The organism is Streptomyces sp. NPDC037273, assembly GCF_055603625.1.
In genome coordinates this window covers 46362-61005 of sequence record NZ_JBVJVO010000016.1, presented here as the reverse complement: position 1 = coordinate 61005, position 14644 = coordinate 46362, and the positions used below count along the sequence as shown (strand labels likewise).

General features: G+C 70.6%; 13 protein-coding genes. 5 read left to right on the top strand and 8 right to left on the bottom strand.

What is annotated here, in order from left to right; all coding sequences use genetic code 11:
• Nucleotides 1–119 precede the first annotated feature (119 nt).
• From tkt to pgl, 5 genes are read left to right on the top strand one after another with little or no spacing between them, the layout of a single operon-like run.
• Entirely contained in the window at nucleotides 120–2207 is a 2088-nt protein-coding gene (gene tkt, locus ACZ7G1_RS31965) for a transketolase (RefSeq protein WP_470878370.1), read from the top strand.
• Nucleotides 2208–2243: 36 nt separating this feature from the next.
• Nucleotides 2244–3362 carry a transaldolase gene (gene tal, locus ACZ7G1_RS31960; RefSeq protein ID WP_470878372.1) on the top strand — a complete coding sequence of 373 codons (1119 nt, stop codon included), beginning with the start codon at nucleotides 2244–2246 and terminating at the stop codon, nucleotides 3360–3362.
• 5 nt (nucleotides 3363–3367) lie between these two features.
• Entirely contained in the window at nucleotides 3368–4900 is a 1533-nt protein-coding gene (gene zwf / locus ACZ7G1_RS31955; RefSeq protein ID WP_470878373.1) for a glucose-6-phosphate dehydrogenase, read from the top strand.
• On the top strand, nucleotides 4897–5952 hold the full coding sequence (gene opcA / locus ACZ7G1_RS31950) for a glucose-6-phosphate dehydrogenase assembly protein OpcA (RefSeq protein WP_470878375.1): 1056 nt from the start codon (nucleotides 4897–4899) through the stop codon (nucleotides 5950–5952). The genes zwf and opcA overlap by 4 nt, the downstream gene beginning before the upstream one ends.
• A complete protein-coding gene (pgl, locus tag ACZ7G1_RS31945; RefSeq protein ID WP_470878377.1) occupies nucleotides 5949–6719 on the top strand; it encodes a 6-phosphogluconolactonase in 771 nt (256 codons plus the stop codon). The genes opcA and pgl overlap by 4 nt, the downstream gene beginning before the upstream one ends.
• 71 nt (nucleotides 6720–6790) lie before the next feature.
• On the opposite strand, the gene ACZ7G1_RS31940 is transcribed toward pgl, so the two are convergent.
• The 8 genes from ACZ7G1_RS31940 to ACZ7G1_RS31905 all read right to left on the bottom strand — a co-directional run bounded on the left by ACZ7G1_RS31940 (nucleotide 6791) and on the right by ACZ7G1_RS31905 (nucleotide 14608).
• Complete coding sequence (locus tag ACZ7G1_RS31940; RefSeq protein WP_470878379.1) at nucleotides 6791–7897, bottom strand: acyltransferase family protein; 1107 nt, start codon at nucleotides 7895–7897, stop codon at nucleotides 6791–6793.
• Nucleotides 7898–7970: 73 nt separating this feature from the next.
• Nucleotides 7971–9536, bottom strand: a complete 1566-nt coding sequence (locus ACZ7G1_RS31935; RefSeq protein ID WP_470878380.1) for a PH domain-containing protein — start codon at nucleotides 9534–9536, stop codon at nucleotides 7971–7973.
• Nucleotides 9533–10033: a PH domain-containing protein gene (locus tag ACZ7G1_RS31930; protein ID WP_470878382.1), complete on the bottom strand. Its 501-nt coding sequence runs from the start codon at nucleotides 10031–10033 to the stop codon at nucleotides 9533–9535. The genes ACZ7G1_RS31935 and ACZ7G1_RS31930 overlap by 4 nt, the downstream gene beginning before the upstream one ends.
• Before the next feature lie 5 nt (nucleotides 10034–10038).
• Entirely contained in the window at nucleotides 10039–11712 is a 1674-nt protein-coding gene (gene pgi / locus ACZ7G1_RS31925) for a glucose-6-phosphate isomerase (RefSeq protein ID WP_470878384.1), read from the bottom strand.
• A gap of 159 nt (nucleotides 11713–11871) precedes the next feature.
• A complete protein-coding gene (locus ACZ7G1_RS31920) occupies nucleotides 11872–12207 on the bottom strand; it encodes an RNA polymerase-binding protein RbpA (protein WP_078908267.1) in 336 nt (111 codons plus the stop codon).
• A 77-nt stretch (nucleotides 12208–12284) separates the two neighbouring features.
• Entirely contained in the window at nucleotides 12285–12515 is a 231-nt protein-coding gene (gene secG / locus ACZ7G1_RS31915; protein ID WP_017238647.1) for a preprotein translocase subunit SecG, read from the bottom strand.
• 97 nt (nucleotides 12516–12612) lie between these two features.
• Complete coding sequence (tpiA, locus tag ACZ7G1_RS31910) at nucleotides 12613–13389, bottom strand: triose-phosphate isomerase (protein ID WP_470878386.1); 777 nt, start codon at nucleotides 13387–13389, stop codon at nucleotides 12613–12615.
• Between the two features lie 7 nt (nucleotides 13390–13396).
• Nucleotides 13397–14608 (bottom strand): phosphoglycerate kinase, encoded by a 1212-nt coding sequence (locus ACZ7G1_RS31905; RefSeq protein WP_470878388.1) that lies wholly within the window; start codon nucleotides 14606–14608, stop codon nucleotides 13397–13399.
• Nucleotides 14609–14644 lie beyond the last annotated feature (36 nt).

The window sequence follows — 14644 nt, the reverse complement described above, 5'->3', positions numbered from 1 at the left end:
TCCGCTCATTTGAGGGGCATGGACACGAAAAGAGGGGCGTTCGGCGGGGGTAGGCTCGACAACGCCGGTACACCCTCAGTCACCGGCCCAAGACATGTGGAGAGGAGCCCTGACCCAGGGTGAGCACTAAGCCGACCACCACAGACCTCGAGTGGACCGAGTTGGACCAGCGGGCCGTCGACACCGCCCGCATCCTGGCCGCGGACGCCGTACAGAAGGTCGGCAACGGCCATCCCGGTACGGCGATGAGCCTGGCGCCCGCCGCGTACACCCTCTTCCAGAAGGTGATGCGGCACGACCCGGCCGACCCCGAGTGGGTCGGACGCGACCGGTTCGTCCTCTCCGCCGGCCACTCGTCCCTGACCCTGTACACCCAGCTCTACCTGGGTGGCTTCGGTCTCGAGCTGGACGACCTGAAGACCTTCCGCACCTGGGGCTCGAAGACCCCCGGTCACCCGGAGTACGGCCACACCGCCGGCGTCGAGACGACCACGGGCCCGCTGGGCCAGGGTGTCGCCAACGCCGTGGGCATGGCCATGGCCGCCCGCTACGAGCGCGGTCTGTTCGACCCGGAGGCGGCCACCGGCACCTCCCCGTTCGACCACCACATCTACGTGATCGCCGGTGACGGCTGCCTCCAGGAGGGCATCTCCGCGGAGGCGTCCTCGCTCGCCGGCCACCAGAAGCTCGGCAACCTGATCCTGCTGTGGGACGACAACCACATCTCGATCGAGGGCGACACCGAGACGGCCGTGTCCGAGGACACGATGAAGCGGTACGAGGCGTACGGCTGGCACGTCCAGCGCGTCGAGCCGCAGGCCAACGGCGACCTGGACCCGGCCGGGCTGTACGCGGCGATCAAGGCCGCCGAGGCCGAGACCGAGCGTCCGTCGTTCATCGCGATGCGCTCGATCATCGCCTGGCCCGCGCCGAACGCGCAGAACACCGAGGCCGCGCACGGCTCGGCGCTCGGCGACGAGGAGATCGCGGCCACCAAGCGCGTCCTCGGCTTCGACCCGGAGCAGACCTTCGAGGTCTCCGACGAGGTCATCGCGCACACCCGCTCGCTCGGCGACCGCGGCCGCGAGGCCCGCGCCGCCTGGGAGAAGTCGCTCGCCGAATGGCGTACGGCCAACGCGGAGCAGGCCGCCCTCTTCGACCGGATCCAGGCGAACGAGCTGCCGGCCGGCTGGGCCGAGAAGCTCCCGGTCTTCGAGCCGGGCAAGGGTGTCGCCACCCGCGCCGCCTCGGGCCAGGTCCTGCAGGCGCTCGGCGCGGTCATCCCGGAGCTGTGGGGCGGCTCGGCCGACCTCGCCGGCTCCAACAACACGACGATCGACAAGAACTCGTCGTTCCTGCCCGAGGGCAACCCGCTGCCGGAGGCCGACAAGTACGGCCGCACGATCCACTTCGGCATCCGCGAGCACTCCATGGCCGCGGAGATGAACGGCATCGCGCTGCACGGCAACACGCGCATCTACGGCGGCACCTTCCTGGTGTTCTCCGACTACATGCGCAACGCCGTGCGTCTGTCGGCCCTGATGCACCTGCCGGTGACGTACGTCTGGACCCACGACTCGATCGGTCTTGGCGAGGACGGCCCGACGCACCAGCCGGTGGAGCACCTGGCCTCGCTGCGCGCGATCCCGGGTCTGAACGTGGTTCGCCCGGCCGACGCCAACGAGACGGCGATCGCCTGGCGCGAGATCATGCAGCGCCACACCAAGGTCTTCGGCAAGGGCGCCCCGCACGGCCTCGCGCTGACCCGCCAGGGCGTGCCGACGTACGCGCCGAACGAGGGCACCGCCAAGGGCGGCTACGTGCTGTTCGAGGCCGAAGGCGGCGACGCCCAGGTCGTGCTGATCGGCACCGGCTCCGAGGTGCACCTCGCCGTCGAGGCCCGCGATCAGCTCCAGGCCGCCGGTGTCCCGACCCGGGTGGTCTCGATGCCGTCCGTGGAATGGTTCGAGGAGCAGGACCAGGCGTACAAGGACTCGGTCCTGCCGCCGTCGGTCAAGGCCCGGGTCGCCGTCGAGGCGGGCATCGGTCTCACCTGGCACAAGTACGTCGGCGACGCCGGCCGGATCGTCTCCCTGGAGCACTTCGGCGCCTCGGCCGACGCGAAGGTCCTCTTCCGCGAGTTCGGCTTCACGCCCGAGGCGATCGTCGCCGCGGCGCGGGAATCCCTCGACGCCGCCGCGCGCTGACGCCCATACGTACGACTTAATGGAGATGCAATTCCCATGACAGACGCTCTCAAGCGCCTCTCCGACGAAGGCGTCGCGATCTGGCTGGACGACCTCTCGCGCAAGCGGATCACGTCCGGCAACCTGGCCGAGCTCATCGACCAGAGCCATGTGGTCGGTGTGACCACCAACCCGTCGATCTTCCAGAAGGCGATCTCCTCGGGCGACGGTTACGAGCAGCAGCTCGCCGACCTCGCCGCCCGCAAGGTGACCGTCGACGAGGCCATCCGCATGATCACGACGGCGGACGTCCGCGACGCCGCCGACATCCTGCGGCCGGTCTTCGACGCGACCGACGGCCAGGACGGCCGGGTCTCCATCGAGGTCGACCCCCGTCTCGCCCACGAGACGGCCCCCACCATCGCCGAGGCCAAGCAGCTGGCCTGGCTGGTGGACCGCCCCAACACGCTCATCAAGATCCCGGCCACCAAGGCGGGTCTGCCGGCGATCACCGAGGTCATCGGCCTCGGCATCAGCGTCAACGTGACGCTGATCTTCTCGCTGGAGCGCTACCGCGCGGTCATGGACGCCTACCTGGCGGGCCTGGAGAAGGCCCGCGAGCGCGGCCTCGACCTCTCCAAGATCCACTCGGTGGCCTCCTTCTTCGTCTCCCGCGTGGACACGGAGATCGACAAGCGCCTGGACGGCATCGGCACCGACGAGGCCAAGGCACTCAAGGGCAAGGCCGCGCTGGCCAACGCCCGCCTGGCCTACGAGGCGTACGAGGAGGTCTTCTCCTCCGACCGCTGGGCCGCCCTCGACAAGGCGCAGGCCAACAAGCAGCGTCCGCTGTGGGCCTCGACCGGCGTCAAGGACCCGGCGTACAAGGACACCCTGTACGTGGTGGACCTGGTCGCCCCCGGCACCGTGAACACCATGCCGGAAGCCACCCTGGAGGCCACCGCCGACCACGGCGAGGTCACCGGTGACACCGTGCGCGGCACCTACGAGCAGTCCCGCGCCGAGCTGGCGGCCATCGAGAAGCTGGGCATCAGCTACGACGAGGTCGTCCAGCTCCTGGAGGACGAGGGCGTCGAGAAGTTCGAGGCGTCCTGGAACGACCTCCTCAAGTCGACCGAGGCGGAGCTCGCCCGCCGCGCACCCTCGGAGGCGTAAGCACCTTGAGCGCAGTCACCGGAGCCAACCCGCTCCGTGACGCCGCAGACCGACGGCTCCCGCGTATCGCGGGGCCGTCGGGTCTGGTGATTTTCGGTGTCACGGGCGATTTGTCCCGTAAGAAGCTGATGCCCGCCGTCTACGACCTCGCGAACCGTGGTCTGCTGCCGCCGGGCTTCTCGCTGATCGGCTTCGCCCGTCGCGAGTGGCAGGACGAGGACTTCGCCCAGGAAGTCCACGATGCCGTCAAGCAGCACGCCCGCACCCCGTTCCGCGAGGAGGTGTGGCAGCAGCTGATCCAGGGGATGCGCTTCGTCCAGGGCGACTTCGACGACGACGACGCCTTCGACCAGCTGAAGGCCACCATCGAGGAGCTGGACAAGGCGCAGGGAACGGGCGGCAACTTCGCCTTCTACCTGTCGGTGCCGCCGAAGTTCTTCCCCCTCGTCGTCCGGCAGCTCAAGAAGCACGGCCTGGCCGACCAGAAGAACGGCTCCTGGCGCCGTGCCGTCATCGAGAAGCCCTTCGGCCACGACCTGGCCTCCGCCAAGGAGCTCAACGAGGTCGTCCACGAGGTCTTCCCGCCCGAGGCGGTCTTCCGCATCGACCACTACCTCGGCAAGGAGACCGTCCAGAACATCCTGGCGCTCCGCTTCGCCAACACCCTCTTCGAGCCGCTCTGGAACCGGTCGTACGTCGACCACGTCCAGATCACCATGGCCGAGGACATCGGCATCGGCGGCCGCGCCGGCTACTACGACGGCATCGGTGCCGCCCGTGACGTCATCCAGAACCACCTGCTCCAGCTGCTCGCGCTGACCGCGATGGAGGAGCCCGCCTCCTTCGACGCCGACGCGCTCGCCGCCGAGAAGACCAAGGTCCTCGGCGCCGTGAAGCTGCCCAAGGACCTGGGCGAGTCCACGGTCCGCGGCCAGTATGCGGCCGGCTGGCAGGGCGGCGCGAAGGCCGTCGGCTACCTCCAGGAAGACGGCATCGACCCCCAGTCGAAGACCGACACCTACGCGGCGATCAAGCTGGAGATCGACAACCGCCGCTGGGCGGGCGTCCCCTTCTACCTGCGCACCGGCAAGCGTCTCGGCCGCCGCGTCACGGAGATCGCGGTCGTCTTCCAGCGCGCCCCGCACTCCATCTTCGACCACACCGCGACCGAGGAACTCGGCCGCAACGCCATCGTCATCCGGGTCCAGCCGGACGAGGGCGTGACGATGCGGTTCGGCTCCAAGGTGCCCGGCACCCAGATGGAGATCCGGGACGTGTCCATGGACTTCGCGTACGGCGAGTCCTTCACGGAGTCCAGCCCCGAGGCGTACGAGCGGCTCATCCTCGACGTCCTGCTCGGCGACTCGAACCTCTTCCCGCGCGTCGAGGAGGTCGAGCTGTCCTGGAAGATCCTCGATCCGATCGAGCAGTTCTGGGACAAGCACGGCAAGCCCGCGCAGTACCAGTCCGGGACCTGGGGTCCGGTCGAGGCGGACGAGATGCTCGCACGAGACGGCAGGAGCTGGCGCCGGCCATGAAGACCGACCTGACGGACACCACGTCCTCCAAGATCAACAAGGCGCTGGTGCTCGGGCGGCGGGCGATCGGTACGCCGGCCGTCGGCATGGTGCTCACCCTCGTGATCGTCACCGACGAGGAGAACGCCTACGACGCGCTGAAGGCGGCCAACGACGCGTCCCGCGAGCACCCCTCGCGGACGCTCGTCGTCATCAAGCGGGTCTCGCGCTCGCCGCGGGACCGCGCCACGGCGCGGCTCGACGCCGAGGTCCGCCTCGGCGCCGACGCCAGCACCGGCGAGACGGTGGTGCTCCGGCTGTACGGCGAGGTCGTCGACCACGCCCAGTCGGTGGTGCTCCCGCTGCTCCTCCCGGACGCCCCCGTCGTCGTCTGGTGGCCGGTGAACGCGCCGACCGACCCGGCGCACGACCCGCTGGGCGCCCTCGCCCAGCGCCGGGTGACCGACACCTACTCCGCCGAGCAGCCCATCCAGGAGCTGACGGCGCGGGCGGACACGTACACCCCGGGCGACACGGACCTCTCGTGGACCCGGATCACCCCGTGGCGCTCGATGCTGGCCGCCGCGCTCGACCAGGTCGCGTGCGAGGTCACCTCCGCCGAGGTGGAGGGCGAGGAGTTCAACCCCAGCGTCGAACTGCTCGCGATGTGGCTGGCCGAGCGGCTGAAGGTGCCGGTGCGGCGCTCGAAGTCGACCGGCCCGGGCCTGACCTCCGTCCGCATGGAGACCAGCACGGGGCCGATCGTCCTCGACCGGCCGGACGGCTCGCTCGCGACGCTCTCCATCCAGGGGCAGCCCGACCGTGCCGTGGCGCTGAAGCGCCGCGAGACGGCCGAGCTGATCGCGGAGGAGCTGCGCAGGCTCGACCCGGACGACACGTACGCGACGGCGCTCAAGTACGGCCTTGAGCGTCTCGACGAGGAGGCGGCCACCATCGCCCCCGAAGCCGCGCCCGAGGCCCCCGAGGCCGAGGCCGAGGCCGTCGTGACGCCCGAGCCGGCCGCCAAGCCCGCCGCGAAGAAGGCCACGGCCAAGAAGGCGGCGGCCAAGTGAGCGCCCCTCAGCTGGTCGTCCACCGCGACAAGGAGCTGATGGCGCAGGCCGCCGCGGCCCGGCTCATCACCCGGATCGTGGACGCCCAGGCCACCCGCGGCTCGGCCTCGGTCGTGCTGACCGGCGGCCGCAACGGCAACGGCCTGCTCGCGGCGCTCGGTTCGGCGCCCGCGCGGGACGCGGTCGACTGGTCCCGGCTCGACCTGTGGTGGGGTGACGAGCGCTTCCTGCCCGAGGGCGACCCCGAGCGGAACGTCACCCAGGCACGTGGGGCACTCCTCGACCGGGTCCCGCTGGACCCGGCGCGGGTGCACGCCATGCCCGCCTCCGACGGCCCGTACGGCGACGTCGACTCCGCCGCCGCCGCGTACGCGGAGGAACTGGCCGCGGCCGCCGAACACGGCCCGGTACCGGCCTTCGACGTCCTGATGCTGGGTGTCGGCCCCGACACCCACGTGGCCTCGCTCTTCCCCGAGCTCCCGGCCGTCCGCGAGACCGAGCGCACGGTGGTCGGCGTCCACGGCGCCCCCAAGCCCCCGCCGCTCCGCGTCTCCCTCACCCTCCCGGCCATCCGCGCCGCCAAGGAGGTCTGGCTCCTCGCCGCCGGCGAGGACAAGGCCAAGGCCGCCGCCATCGCCCTCTCCGGCGCCGGCGAGATCCAAGCCCCCGCCGCCGGCGCCTACGGCCGCACCCGCACCCTCTGGCTCCTCGACGCCGCCGCCGCGTCCGAGCTCCCACGAGACCTGTACCCACCGGCCTCGGCCTGACGCACCACCCCACAGGCCCGGTTCACCCCTCGGTGGACCGGGCCTTTGGCATGTGCAGGGTCGCGGCGCGGTCAGCGGCGCCCGCGGAGCGAGAGGCGCGTCCTGCCCAGGACCAGCCGGCGTCCGGGCTCCTCCACATACGTGTAGAGAAGGGCGGCGAGCGCGAGGGAGGCGGCGAAGGCCAGTCCGGTGAGGCCGAGCGCCGGCAGCGTGTCGAGCCCCGGCTTCTCGCCCACCCACAGCCGCAGGGAGTGCATCACCAGCAGGTGGATCATGTAGAAGGCGAACGACCACTCGCCCAGCTTCACGAGCGCCGGACGGCGCCACATCGACGGCTCCGCCTTGATGTCGGCCACGGCGCCCGCGGCGATCAGCGTGGTGAGGCCGATGAGCGCGGTCCAGGAAAGACCGCGCGGTGACACGAGCGGGACGGCGAAGTAGCCGATCAGCGTCAGGGCCATCGCGCCTTCGAGGCCGGGCCCACGCCACTTGCCGAGCTGGACGAGCCTCGCCACCGCGATGCCGAGGACGAACTCGGCGAGCCTGGCCGGCGGGAAGCTGTAGAGGTAGTAGTCGTCGGGCTGGTAGACGACGCTGAGCACACACAGCACCGCCACCCCGGTCAGGACCTTCGGTCCCACCCTTCGCAGCACCGCGTAGAGCAGCGGGAAGCACGCGTAGAAGAACGCCTCGCAGACCAGGGACCAGCTGACCGGGTTGGCCGCCTGCCACCAGTCGTAGTCCCAGGAGCTCACCAGGAGCAGGTTGGCGGCGATCGCCTCGGGTGCGGTCCGCTCCCCGCTACGCAGCCAGGGCAGCACGGTGAAGGCGAGGGCGAGGGCGATGCCGGCGGTGACCAGGTGGACCGGGTAGATACGGGCGAGCCTTCGCCGGAAGAAGGTGAAGAACCGATCCTTCGGACGGGCCGACCAGGTCAGCACGAATCCGGAGAGGACGAAGAAGAACATGACCCCGACGCTGCCGGAGCGGGTGGCCCAGGCCACCAGCTTCTCCTCCTCGGGTCCGTAATATCCGAACTTGTACGTGTGGAACGCGAAGACCAGGAAAGCCGCGGCCCAGCGCATGCCCGTCAGTGACGGCAGCATGCCGCCCGCGCGTCCGGCCGAAGGAGCGGCCGGGGCCTCGGGCAGCGGCGCCTCGCGTATGAGCGTGGGCAAGAGCGGACTCCGTTCGACGGTGGACCGGCAGGAGCGCGGCACACCGCGATCAGGCCCGATTCAGGCGCACATATTACGGTGCACCGCTCACACGTTCCCCAGGGGCTTCGCGTCCTCCTCGCGCGGGCTCCGTTTCGAGGAACGGCTCCAGGAGGCCGGGCACGGCCCCGGCGGCGAAGGACAGGCCCTGGGTGTCGCTCGCGTCCAGGATGTCGTAGGCGCCCTGTCCCGCCGCTGTCGTGGCGGTGAGGGTGAGGAGGCCTGCCTTGCGTTGGAAGTAGGACTGTTTGAGGGTCCAGCCGATGACGCCGGAGCGTTGGAGGGCGACGGTGGCGCGGCGGAGGGTGCCGGAACGGGTGACGAGGTAGTCGTCGGTGAGGGCGTGGCCGAGGCCGCGGTAGGCGTCGAGGGCGAGGAGGGTGGCGAGGGGGGTGAGGACGAGGGCGCAGCCGGCGGCGACGTAGAGCAGGACCGGGGTGAGGAGGAGGCCGAGGAGGGCGAGGAGGGCGACGGGGGCCAGGACGCTCCACAGGGCCCAGCGCACGCGGCGGGTGCGGGCGGCGCGGGGGTGGGGGGTGAGGGGGGCGGCGGTGGGGGGTTCGGGCTCGCGCAGGACGAGGGCGGCGACCCTGTCGGCGGTGGCGCGGTCCACGGCCGGGAGCAGGTTCTTGAGGTCTGCGTGTTTGTCGCCGTCGTCCTGGGCGAGGCCGGTGGCGACGGCGTCGACGCGGGCGGCGCCGAACAGTCGTACGCCGAGCGGCTGGACCAGCTCGATCCCGCGCAGCCTGCGTTCCTCCAGGGAGACCGAACGGGCGGTGAAGAGGCCGCGGACGACGCGGAGGGTGCCGCCGGGTTCGCGCTCCAGGCGGTAGTTCCACCACATCTCGACCCAGAGGCCGAGGGCGCCGACGGCTCCGACGACGGTGGCGATCAGGGCCAGGTCGACGATCATCCAGGGCACGGAGATGTCCTGGAAGCGGTCCCCTATCCAGTGGATGACCTTGCCCTGGGCACCGAACCACTCGCTGACCTGCATGACGGCGCCGGCGGCCGCGCCGCCGAGGGCGGGCGCGAGGAAGGAGACGGGGGCGTAGCGGATCCAGCGCGGGTCGAGGGTGGCGAGGGTGTGGTCCTCGTCCGTTTCCCCGGCGGGCTCGGCGGTGCGGGCGAGCAGTTCGTGCCGGAGCCGCTCGCCCTCGGCCCGGGTGACCAGGTCGAGTTCGAGGGTCGACTCGCCGCCGCTGTGCTCGCCGGTGCCGACGCGGACCTTGACGAGGCCGAAGACGCGCTGGAGGGGGTTGGCGCTCAGGTCGGCGCTGCGGACGCGCTCGCGGGCGAGCGAGCGGCGCTGTATGACGAGCAGTCCGGTGTGGAGTTCCACCCGTTCGGGGCCGATGCGGTAGCGGGTGCGGCGGTAGCGGACGGTCTCGGTGACGATGTCGACGGCGAGGGCGAGCGCGACCCCGGCGGCGACCCAGCCGAAGGCCTGCCACAGCGGCCGGTCCCCGGCCAGGCCGAAGGCGATGGGCAGTGCGGCGCCGCCGAGGACGCCGGCGAAGAGGGCGACCCGGACGACGACGGTACGGGGGTCCAGCTGCCGCCACTCCCCGCCGTCGGCGCCGCCGGGCGCCTCGCTCATGTGGCGTCCCCGGGGGTGGCCCGGGTGAGCAGCGTGAGCCGTTCGGCGAGTTCGGCGGCCGGCTCGTGGTCGAGGCCCTCGATGCGGATGGCGCCCTTGGCGGAGGCGGTGGTCACGGTGACGGTGGCCAGTCCGAAGTACTGCTCCAGCGGGCCGCGCACGGTGTCGACGGTCTGGATCCGGGACATCGGGGCGATCCGCCATTCCTGCCAGAAGGCCCCGGTGCGGACGTAGACGGCGTCGTCGGTGACTTCCCAGCGGTGGACGCGGTACCACCAGGCGGGGAGGAACGTGGTGCAGGCGAGGCCGAGGGCCGCCACGGCGCCGGCGGCGGTGAGCAGCCAGGGCCGGGCGGGCCCGATGAGCGCGCCGAGGACGGCGAGCACCAGCACCGGGAGGGCGGTGGTGATCAGGAGCCGGCATCGCCACCAGGTGACGGCCCGCTCGTCCACGGCGTTCCTCGGCGGCCTCAGCCGCACCGCGTTCTCCCCCGTCATGGTGTTCAGCCCCGGTCGCGCAGCGTTCGGTAGGCGGTGACGAGCCCGGAGGTCGAGCTGTCGAGGTGTTCGCCGCCCTGGACCCCGTCGGCAGCCGTCAGGACCGGCTCGATCTTCTTGGCGAGGACCTTGCCGAGTTCGACGCCCCACTGGTCGAAGGAGTCGATGTTCCAGACGGCGCCCTGGACGAAGACCTTGTGCTCGTAGAGCGCGATCAGCTGGCCGAGGACGGACGGGGTGAGCGCGTCGGCGAGGATCGTGGTGGTCGGGTGGTTGCCCTGGAAGGTCTTGTGCGGGACGAGCTCCTCCGGGACGCCCTCGGCCCGTACCTCTTCGGGCGTCTTGCCGAAGGCGAGTGCCTGGGTCTGGGCGAAGAAGTTGGCCATCAGCAGGTCGTGCTGGGCGACGAGACCGGGGAGCAGGTCGTCGACGGGCCGGGCGAAGCCGATGAAGTCGGCGGGGATGACCTTGGTGCCCTGGTGGATCAACTGGTAGTACGCGTGCTGCCCGTTGGTGCCCGGGGTGCCCCAGACGACGGGTCCGGTCTGCCAGTCGACGGGGTTGCCGTCGCGGTCCACCGACTTGCCGTTGGACTCCATGTCGAGCTGCTGGAGGTAGGCGGTGAACTTGGAGAGGTAGTGGGAGTACGGCAGGACGGCGTGCGACTGGGCGTCGAAGAAGGCGCCGTACCAGACGCCGAGGAGGCCGAGGAGCAGGGGCGCGTTCTCCTCGGGCGGGGCGGTGCGGAAGTGCTCGTCGACGAGGTGGAAGCCGTCGAGCATCTCGCGGAAGCGCTCCGGGCCGATGGCGATCATCAGGGAGAGGCCGATGGCGGAGTCGTAGGAGTAGCGGCCGCCGACCCAGTCCCAGAACTCGAACATGTTCGCCGTGTCGATGCCGAACTCCTCGACCTTCTCGGCGTTGGTCGAGAGGGCGACGAAGTGCTTGGCGACGGCCTCCTGGCCGGCTCGCAGTTCGGTGAGGAGCCAGTCCCGCGCCGAGGTGGCGTTGGTGATCGTCTCGATGGTGGTGAAGGTCTTCGAGGCGACGATGAAGAGCGTCTCGGCCGCGTCGAGGTCGCGGACGGCCTCGTGGAGGTCGGCGCCGTCGACGTTCGAGACGAAACGGAACGTCAGGTCCCGCTGCGTGTAGGAGCGCAGGACCTCGTAGGCCATGGCGGGGCCGAGGTCGGAGCCGCCGATGCCGATGTTGACGATGTTCTTGATCGGCTTGCCGGTGTGGCCGGTCCAGGAGCCCGCGCGGACGGTGCCGGCGAAGGCGGCCATCTTGTCGAGGACCGCGTGGACGGCGGGGACGACGTTCTCCCCGTCGACCTCGATCACGGCCCCGCGGGGGGCGCGGAGCGCGGTGTGGAGGACCGCCCGGTCCTCGGTGGTGTTGATCTTCTCGCCGCGGAACATGGCGTCGCGGAGCTCGGCGACGCCGGTGGCGGCGGCCAGTTCGCGCAGCAGGTTCAGCGTCTCGCCGGTGACGAGGTGCTTGGAGTAGTCCAGGTAGAGGTCGCCGACCCGCAGGGTGTGGTCGGTGCCGCGCGCCGGTTCGGCGGCGAACAGCTCACGCAGGTGGGTCTCGCCCAGCTGCTCACGGTGCTTGCCGAGGGCCGCCCACTCGGGCAGCCGGTTGAGCCTGGTACGGCCTTCGGTAGTCATCTCGGACATCGCCCACTTCTTCTCTTACTGCTTGTCTGCCCCGCTGCACCCCCCAACCTAATTGATCAGGGGGGCGGTCGACGCGCAGCGGAGCGGGAACGGCGAACGGGCCCCGCCCGCGAATCGAATTCGCGGGCGGGGCCCGTTCGTCACACCGTCACACCACGCTCAGATCTCGCCGCGCAGTTTGGCGAGCGCCTCGGCGAGGATCGCCTCGCCGTCGGCGTCGCTGCGCCGCTCACGGACATAGGCGAGATGGGTCTTGTACGGCTCCGTGCGCGGCGGGTCCGGCGGGTTGTCCCGGTCCTGACCTGCCGGGAAGCCGCAGCGCGGGCAGTCCCAGGTGTCCGGGACCGCTGCGTCGCTGGCGAAGCTCGGCTGCGTCTCGTGCCCGTTCGAGCACCAGAAGGAGATGCGGAGGCGCGGTGCCGACTCGCCCCGCTCGGCCTCCCCCATCGGCCCCGCTCCGACCCGGCTTCCCCGGATCGCGTTGCCACTTGCCACGGTCGTAACTCCCTGCGTGATGGTGCTCGAAGATGCCCCAGTCTACGTAAGGCCCAACGCGCGTCCAGTGATTGGAGTTACCCGTCCAACTTCATCAGCAGGCCGAGTACGACAATGCACGCGAACCAGAGCAGACCGACCACGACGGTGATGCGGTCCAGGTTGCGCTCGGCGACCGAGGAGCCACCGACGGAAGACTGCATTCCGCCTCCGAACATGTCGGAGAGGCCGCCACCCTTGCCCTTGTGCATCAGAACGAGCAGCATCAGCAGCCCGCTGAAGACGATGAGGGCGATCGAGAACCCCATAACCACGGCTGGACCAACTTCCTCGGACTTATACGGACGGGGGCCGGGCACCTGCCCGACCCCCGCAAGGGTACGACGTAACTCCGCTACCGCATACTCACTGGTCGCGGAAGCGAACGATCTTGACGAACTCGTCGGCGTCCAGCGCCGCGCCGCCCACCAGGGCGCCGTCGACGTCGGGCTGCGCCATGATCGCGGCGACGTTCCCGGACTTCACCGAGCCGCCGTACTGGATGCGGACCTTGTCGGCCAGCTCCTGCGAGTACAGCTCGGCGAGGCGGCCGCGGATCGCCCCGCAGACCTCCTGGGCGTCCTCGGGGGTGGCGACCTCGCCGGTGCCGATCGCCCAGACGGGCTCGTACGCGATCACGATGGTCTCGGCCTGCTCGGCCGGGATGTCCTTCAGACCGCCGTCGATCTGCGCGAGGGTGTACTCGACCTGGTTGCCGGCCTTGCGGATGTCCAGGCCCTCGCCGACGCAGAGGATCGGGGTGATGCCGTGCTTGAAGGCGGCCTTCACCTTGGCGTTGCAGACCTCGTCGTTCTCGGCGTGGTACTGGCGGCGCTCGGAGTGGCCGACGGCGACGTAGGCGCACTTCAGCTTGGACAGCATCAGGCCGGAGATCTCGCCGGTGTAGGCCCCGGAATCGTGCGCCGAGATGTCCTGGGCGCCGTACTTGATCTTCAGCTTGTCGCCGTCGACCAGGGTCTGGACGGACCGCAGGTCGGTGAAGGGGACGAGGACGGCGACCTCACAGGCGTCGTAGTCCTTGTCCGTCAGGGCGAAGGCGAGCTTCTGGACGTGGGCGATGGCCTCGAGGTGGTTGAGGTTCATCTTCCAGTTGCCCGCCATCAGCGGGGTGCGGGTGCTCATATGGGTTTTAGCCCTCCAGTGCGGCGAGGCCGGGAAGCGTCTTGCCCTCGAGGTACTCGAGGGAGGCGCCGCCGCCGGTCGAAATGTGGCCGAATGCCTTCTCGTCGAAGCCCAGGATGCGGACGGCGGCGGCGGAGTCGCCACCACCGACGACCGTGAAGGCCGGGGAGTCGACGAGCGCCTGGGCGACGGCCTTGGTGCCCTCGGCGTAGTCGGGGTGCTCGAAGACGCCCATCGGACCGTTCCAGAAGACGGTGCCGGCGTCGGCGAGCTTCGAGGCGTAGAGCTTACGGGTCTCCGGACCGATGTCCAGGCCCTCCTCGTCGGCCGGAATGGCGTCGAAGGCGACCGTGGTCGGGTTGGCCGGGGCCTTGGTCTTGAGGTCCGGGAACTCGGACGAGACCAGGACGTCGACGGGGAGGACGAACTCCACGCCGCGCTTCTCGGCACGGTCCAGGTAGTCGAGGACCGCGGGGATCTGGTCCTCCTGGAGCAGCGAGATGCCGACCTCGTGGCCCTTGGCCTTGAGGAAGGTGTACGCCATGCCGCCGCCGATGAGGATGCGGTCGGCCTTCTCCAGGAGGTGGTCGATGACCCCGAGCTTGTCGGAGACCTTGGCGCCGCCGAGGACGACCACGTACGGCCGCTGGACGTCCTCGGTGAGCTTCTTGAGGACGCCGACCTCGGTGGCGATGAGGTAGCCCGCGGCGTGCGGGAGGCGCGCCGGGAGGTCGAAGACCGAGGCGTGCTTGCGGTGCACGGCGCCGAAGCCGTCGCCGACGTACAGGTCGGCGAGCCCGGCCAGGCTGTCCGCGAAGGCGCCGCGCTCGGCGTCGTCCTTCGAGGTCTCGCCGGCGTTGAAGCGGAGGTTCTCGAGCACGGCGACCTGGCCGTCGGCGAGGCCCGCGACGACGGCCTTGGCGGAGTCGCCGACGGTGTCGGTCGCGAAGGCCACGTCGGCGCCGAGCAGCTCGCCGAGGCGCGCGGCGGCCGGGGCGAGGGAGAACGCCGGGTCCGGGGCGCCCTTGGGGCGGCCCAGGTGCGAGGCGACCACGACGCGGGCGCCGGCGTCGGCGAGGGCCTTCACCGTGGGGACGACGGCGCGGATGCGGCCGTCATCCGTGATGGTCGTGCCGTCCAGCGGCACGTTCAGGTCGGCGCGGACGAACACGCGCTTGCCTGCGACGCCCTCTTGGATAAGCTCGTCGATCGTCTTCATCTGTTAACAGACTCCTTGGTACGCGGTGGAGCACAC

Coding starts and splice junctions, on each gene's coding strand:
- tal (WP_470878372.1), top strand. CDS start 2,244: ATGACAGACGCTCTCAAGCGCCTCTCCGACGAAGGCGTCGCGATCTGG.
- opcA (WP_470878375.1), top strand. CDS start 4,897: ATGAAGACCGACCTGACGGACACCACGTCCTCCAAGATCAACAAGGCG.
- ACZ7G1_RS31935 (WP_470878380.1), bottom strand. CDS start 9,536: ATGAGCGAGGCGCCCGGCGGCGCCGACGGCGGGGAGTGGCGGCAGCTG.
- ACZ7G1_RS31930 (WP_470878382.1), bottom strand. CDS start 10,033: ATGACGGGGGAGAACGCGGTGCGGCTGAGGCCGCCGAGGAACGCCGTG.
- pgi (WP_470878384.1), bottom strand. CDS start 11,712: ATGTCCGAGATGACTACCGAAGGCCGTACCAGGCTCAACCGGCTGCCC.
- secG (WP_017238647.1), bottom strand. CDS start 12,515: ATGGGGTTCTCGATCGCCCTCATCGTCTTCAGCGGGCTGCTGATGCTG.
- tpiA (WP_470878386.1), bottom strand. CDS start 13,389: ATGAGCACCCGCACCCCGCTGATGGCGGGCAACTGGAAGATGAACCTC.
- ACZ7G1_RS31905 (WP_470878388.1), bottom strand. CDS start 14,608: ATGAAGACGATCGACGAGCTTATCCAAGAGGGCGTCGCAGGCAAGCGC.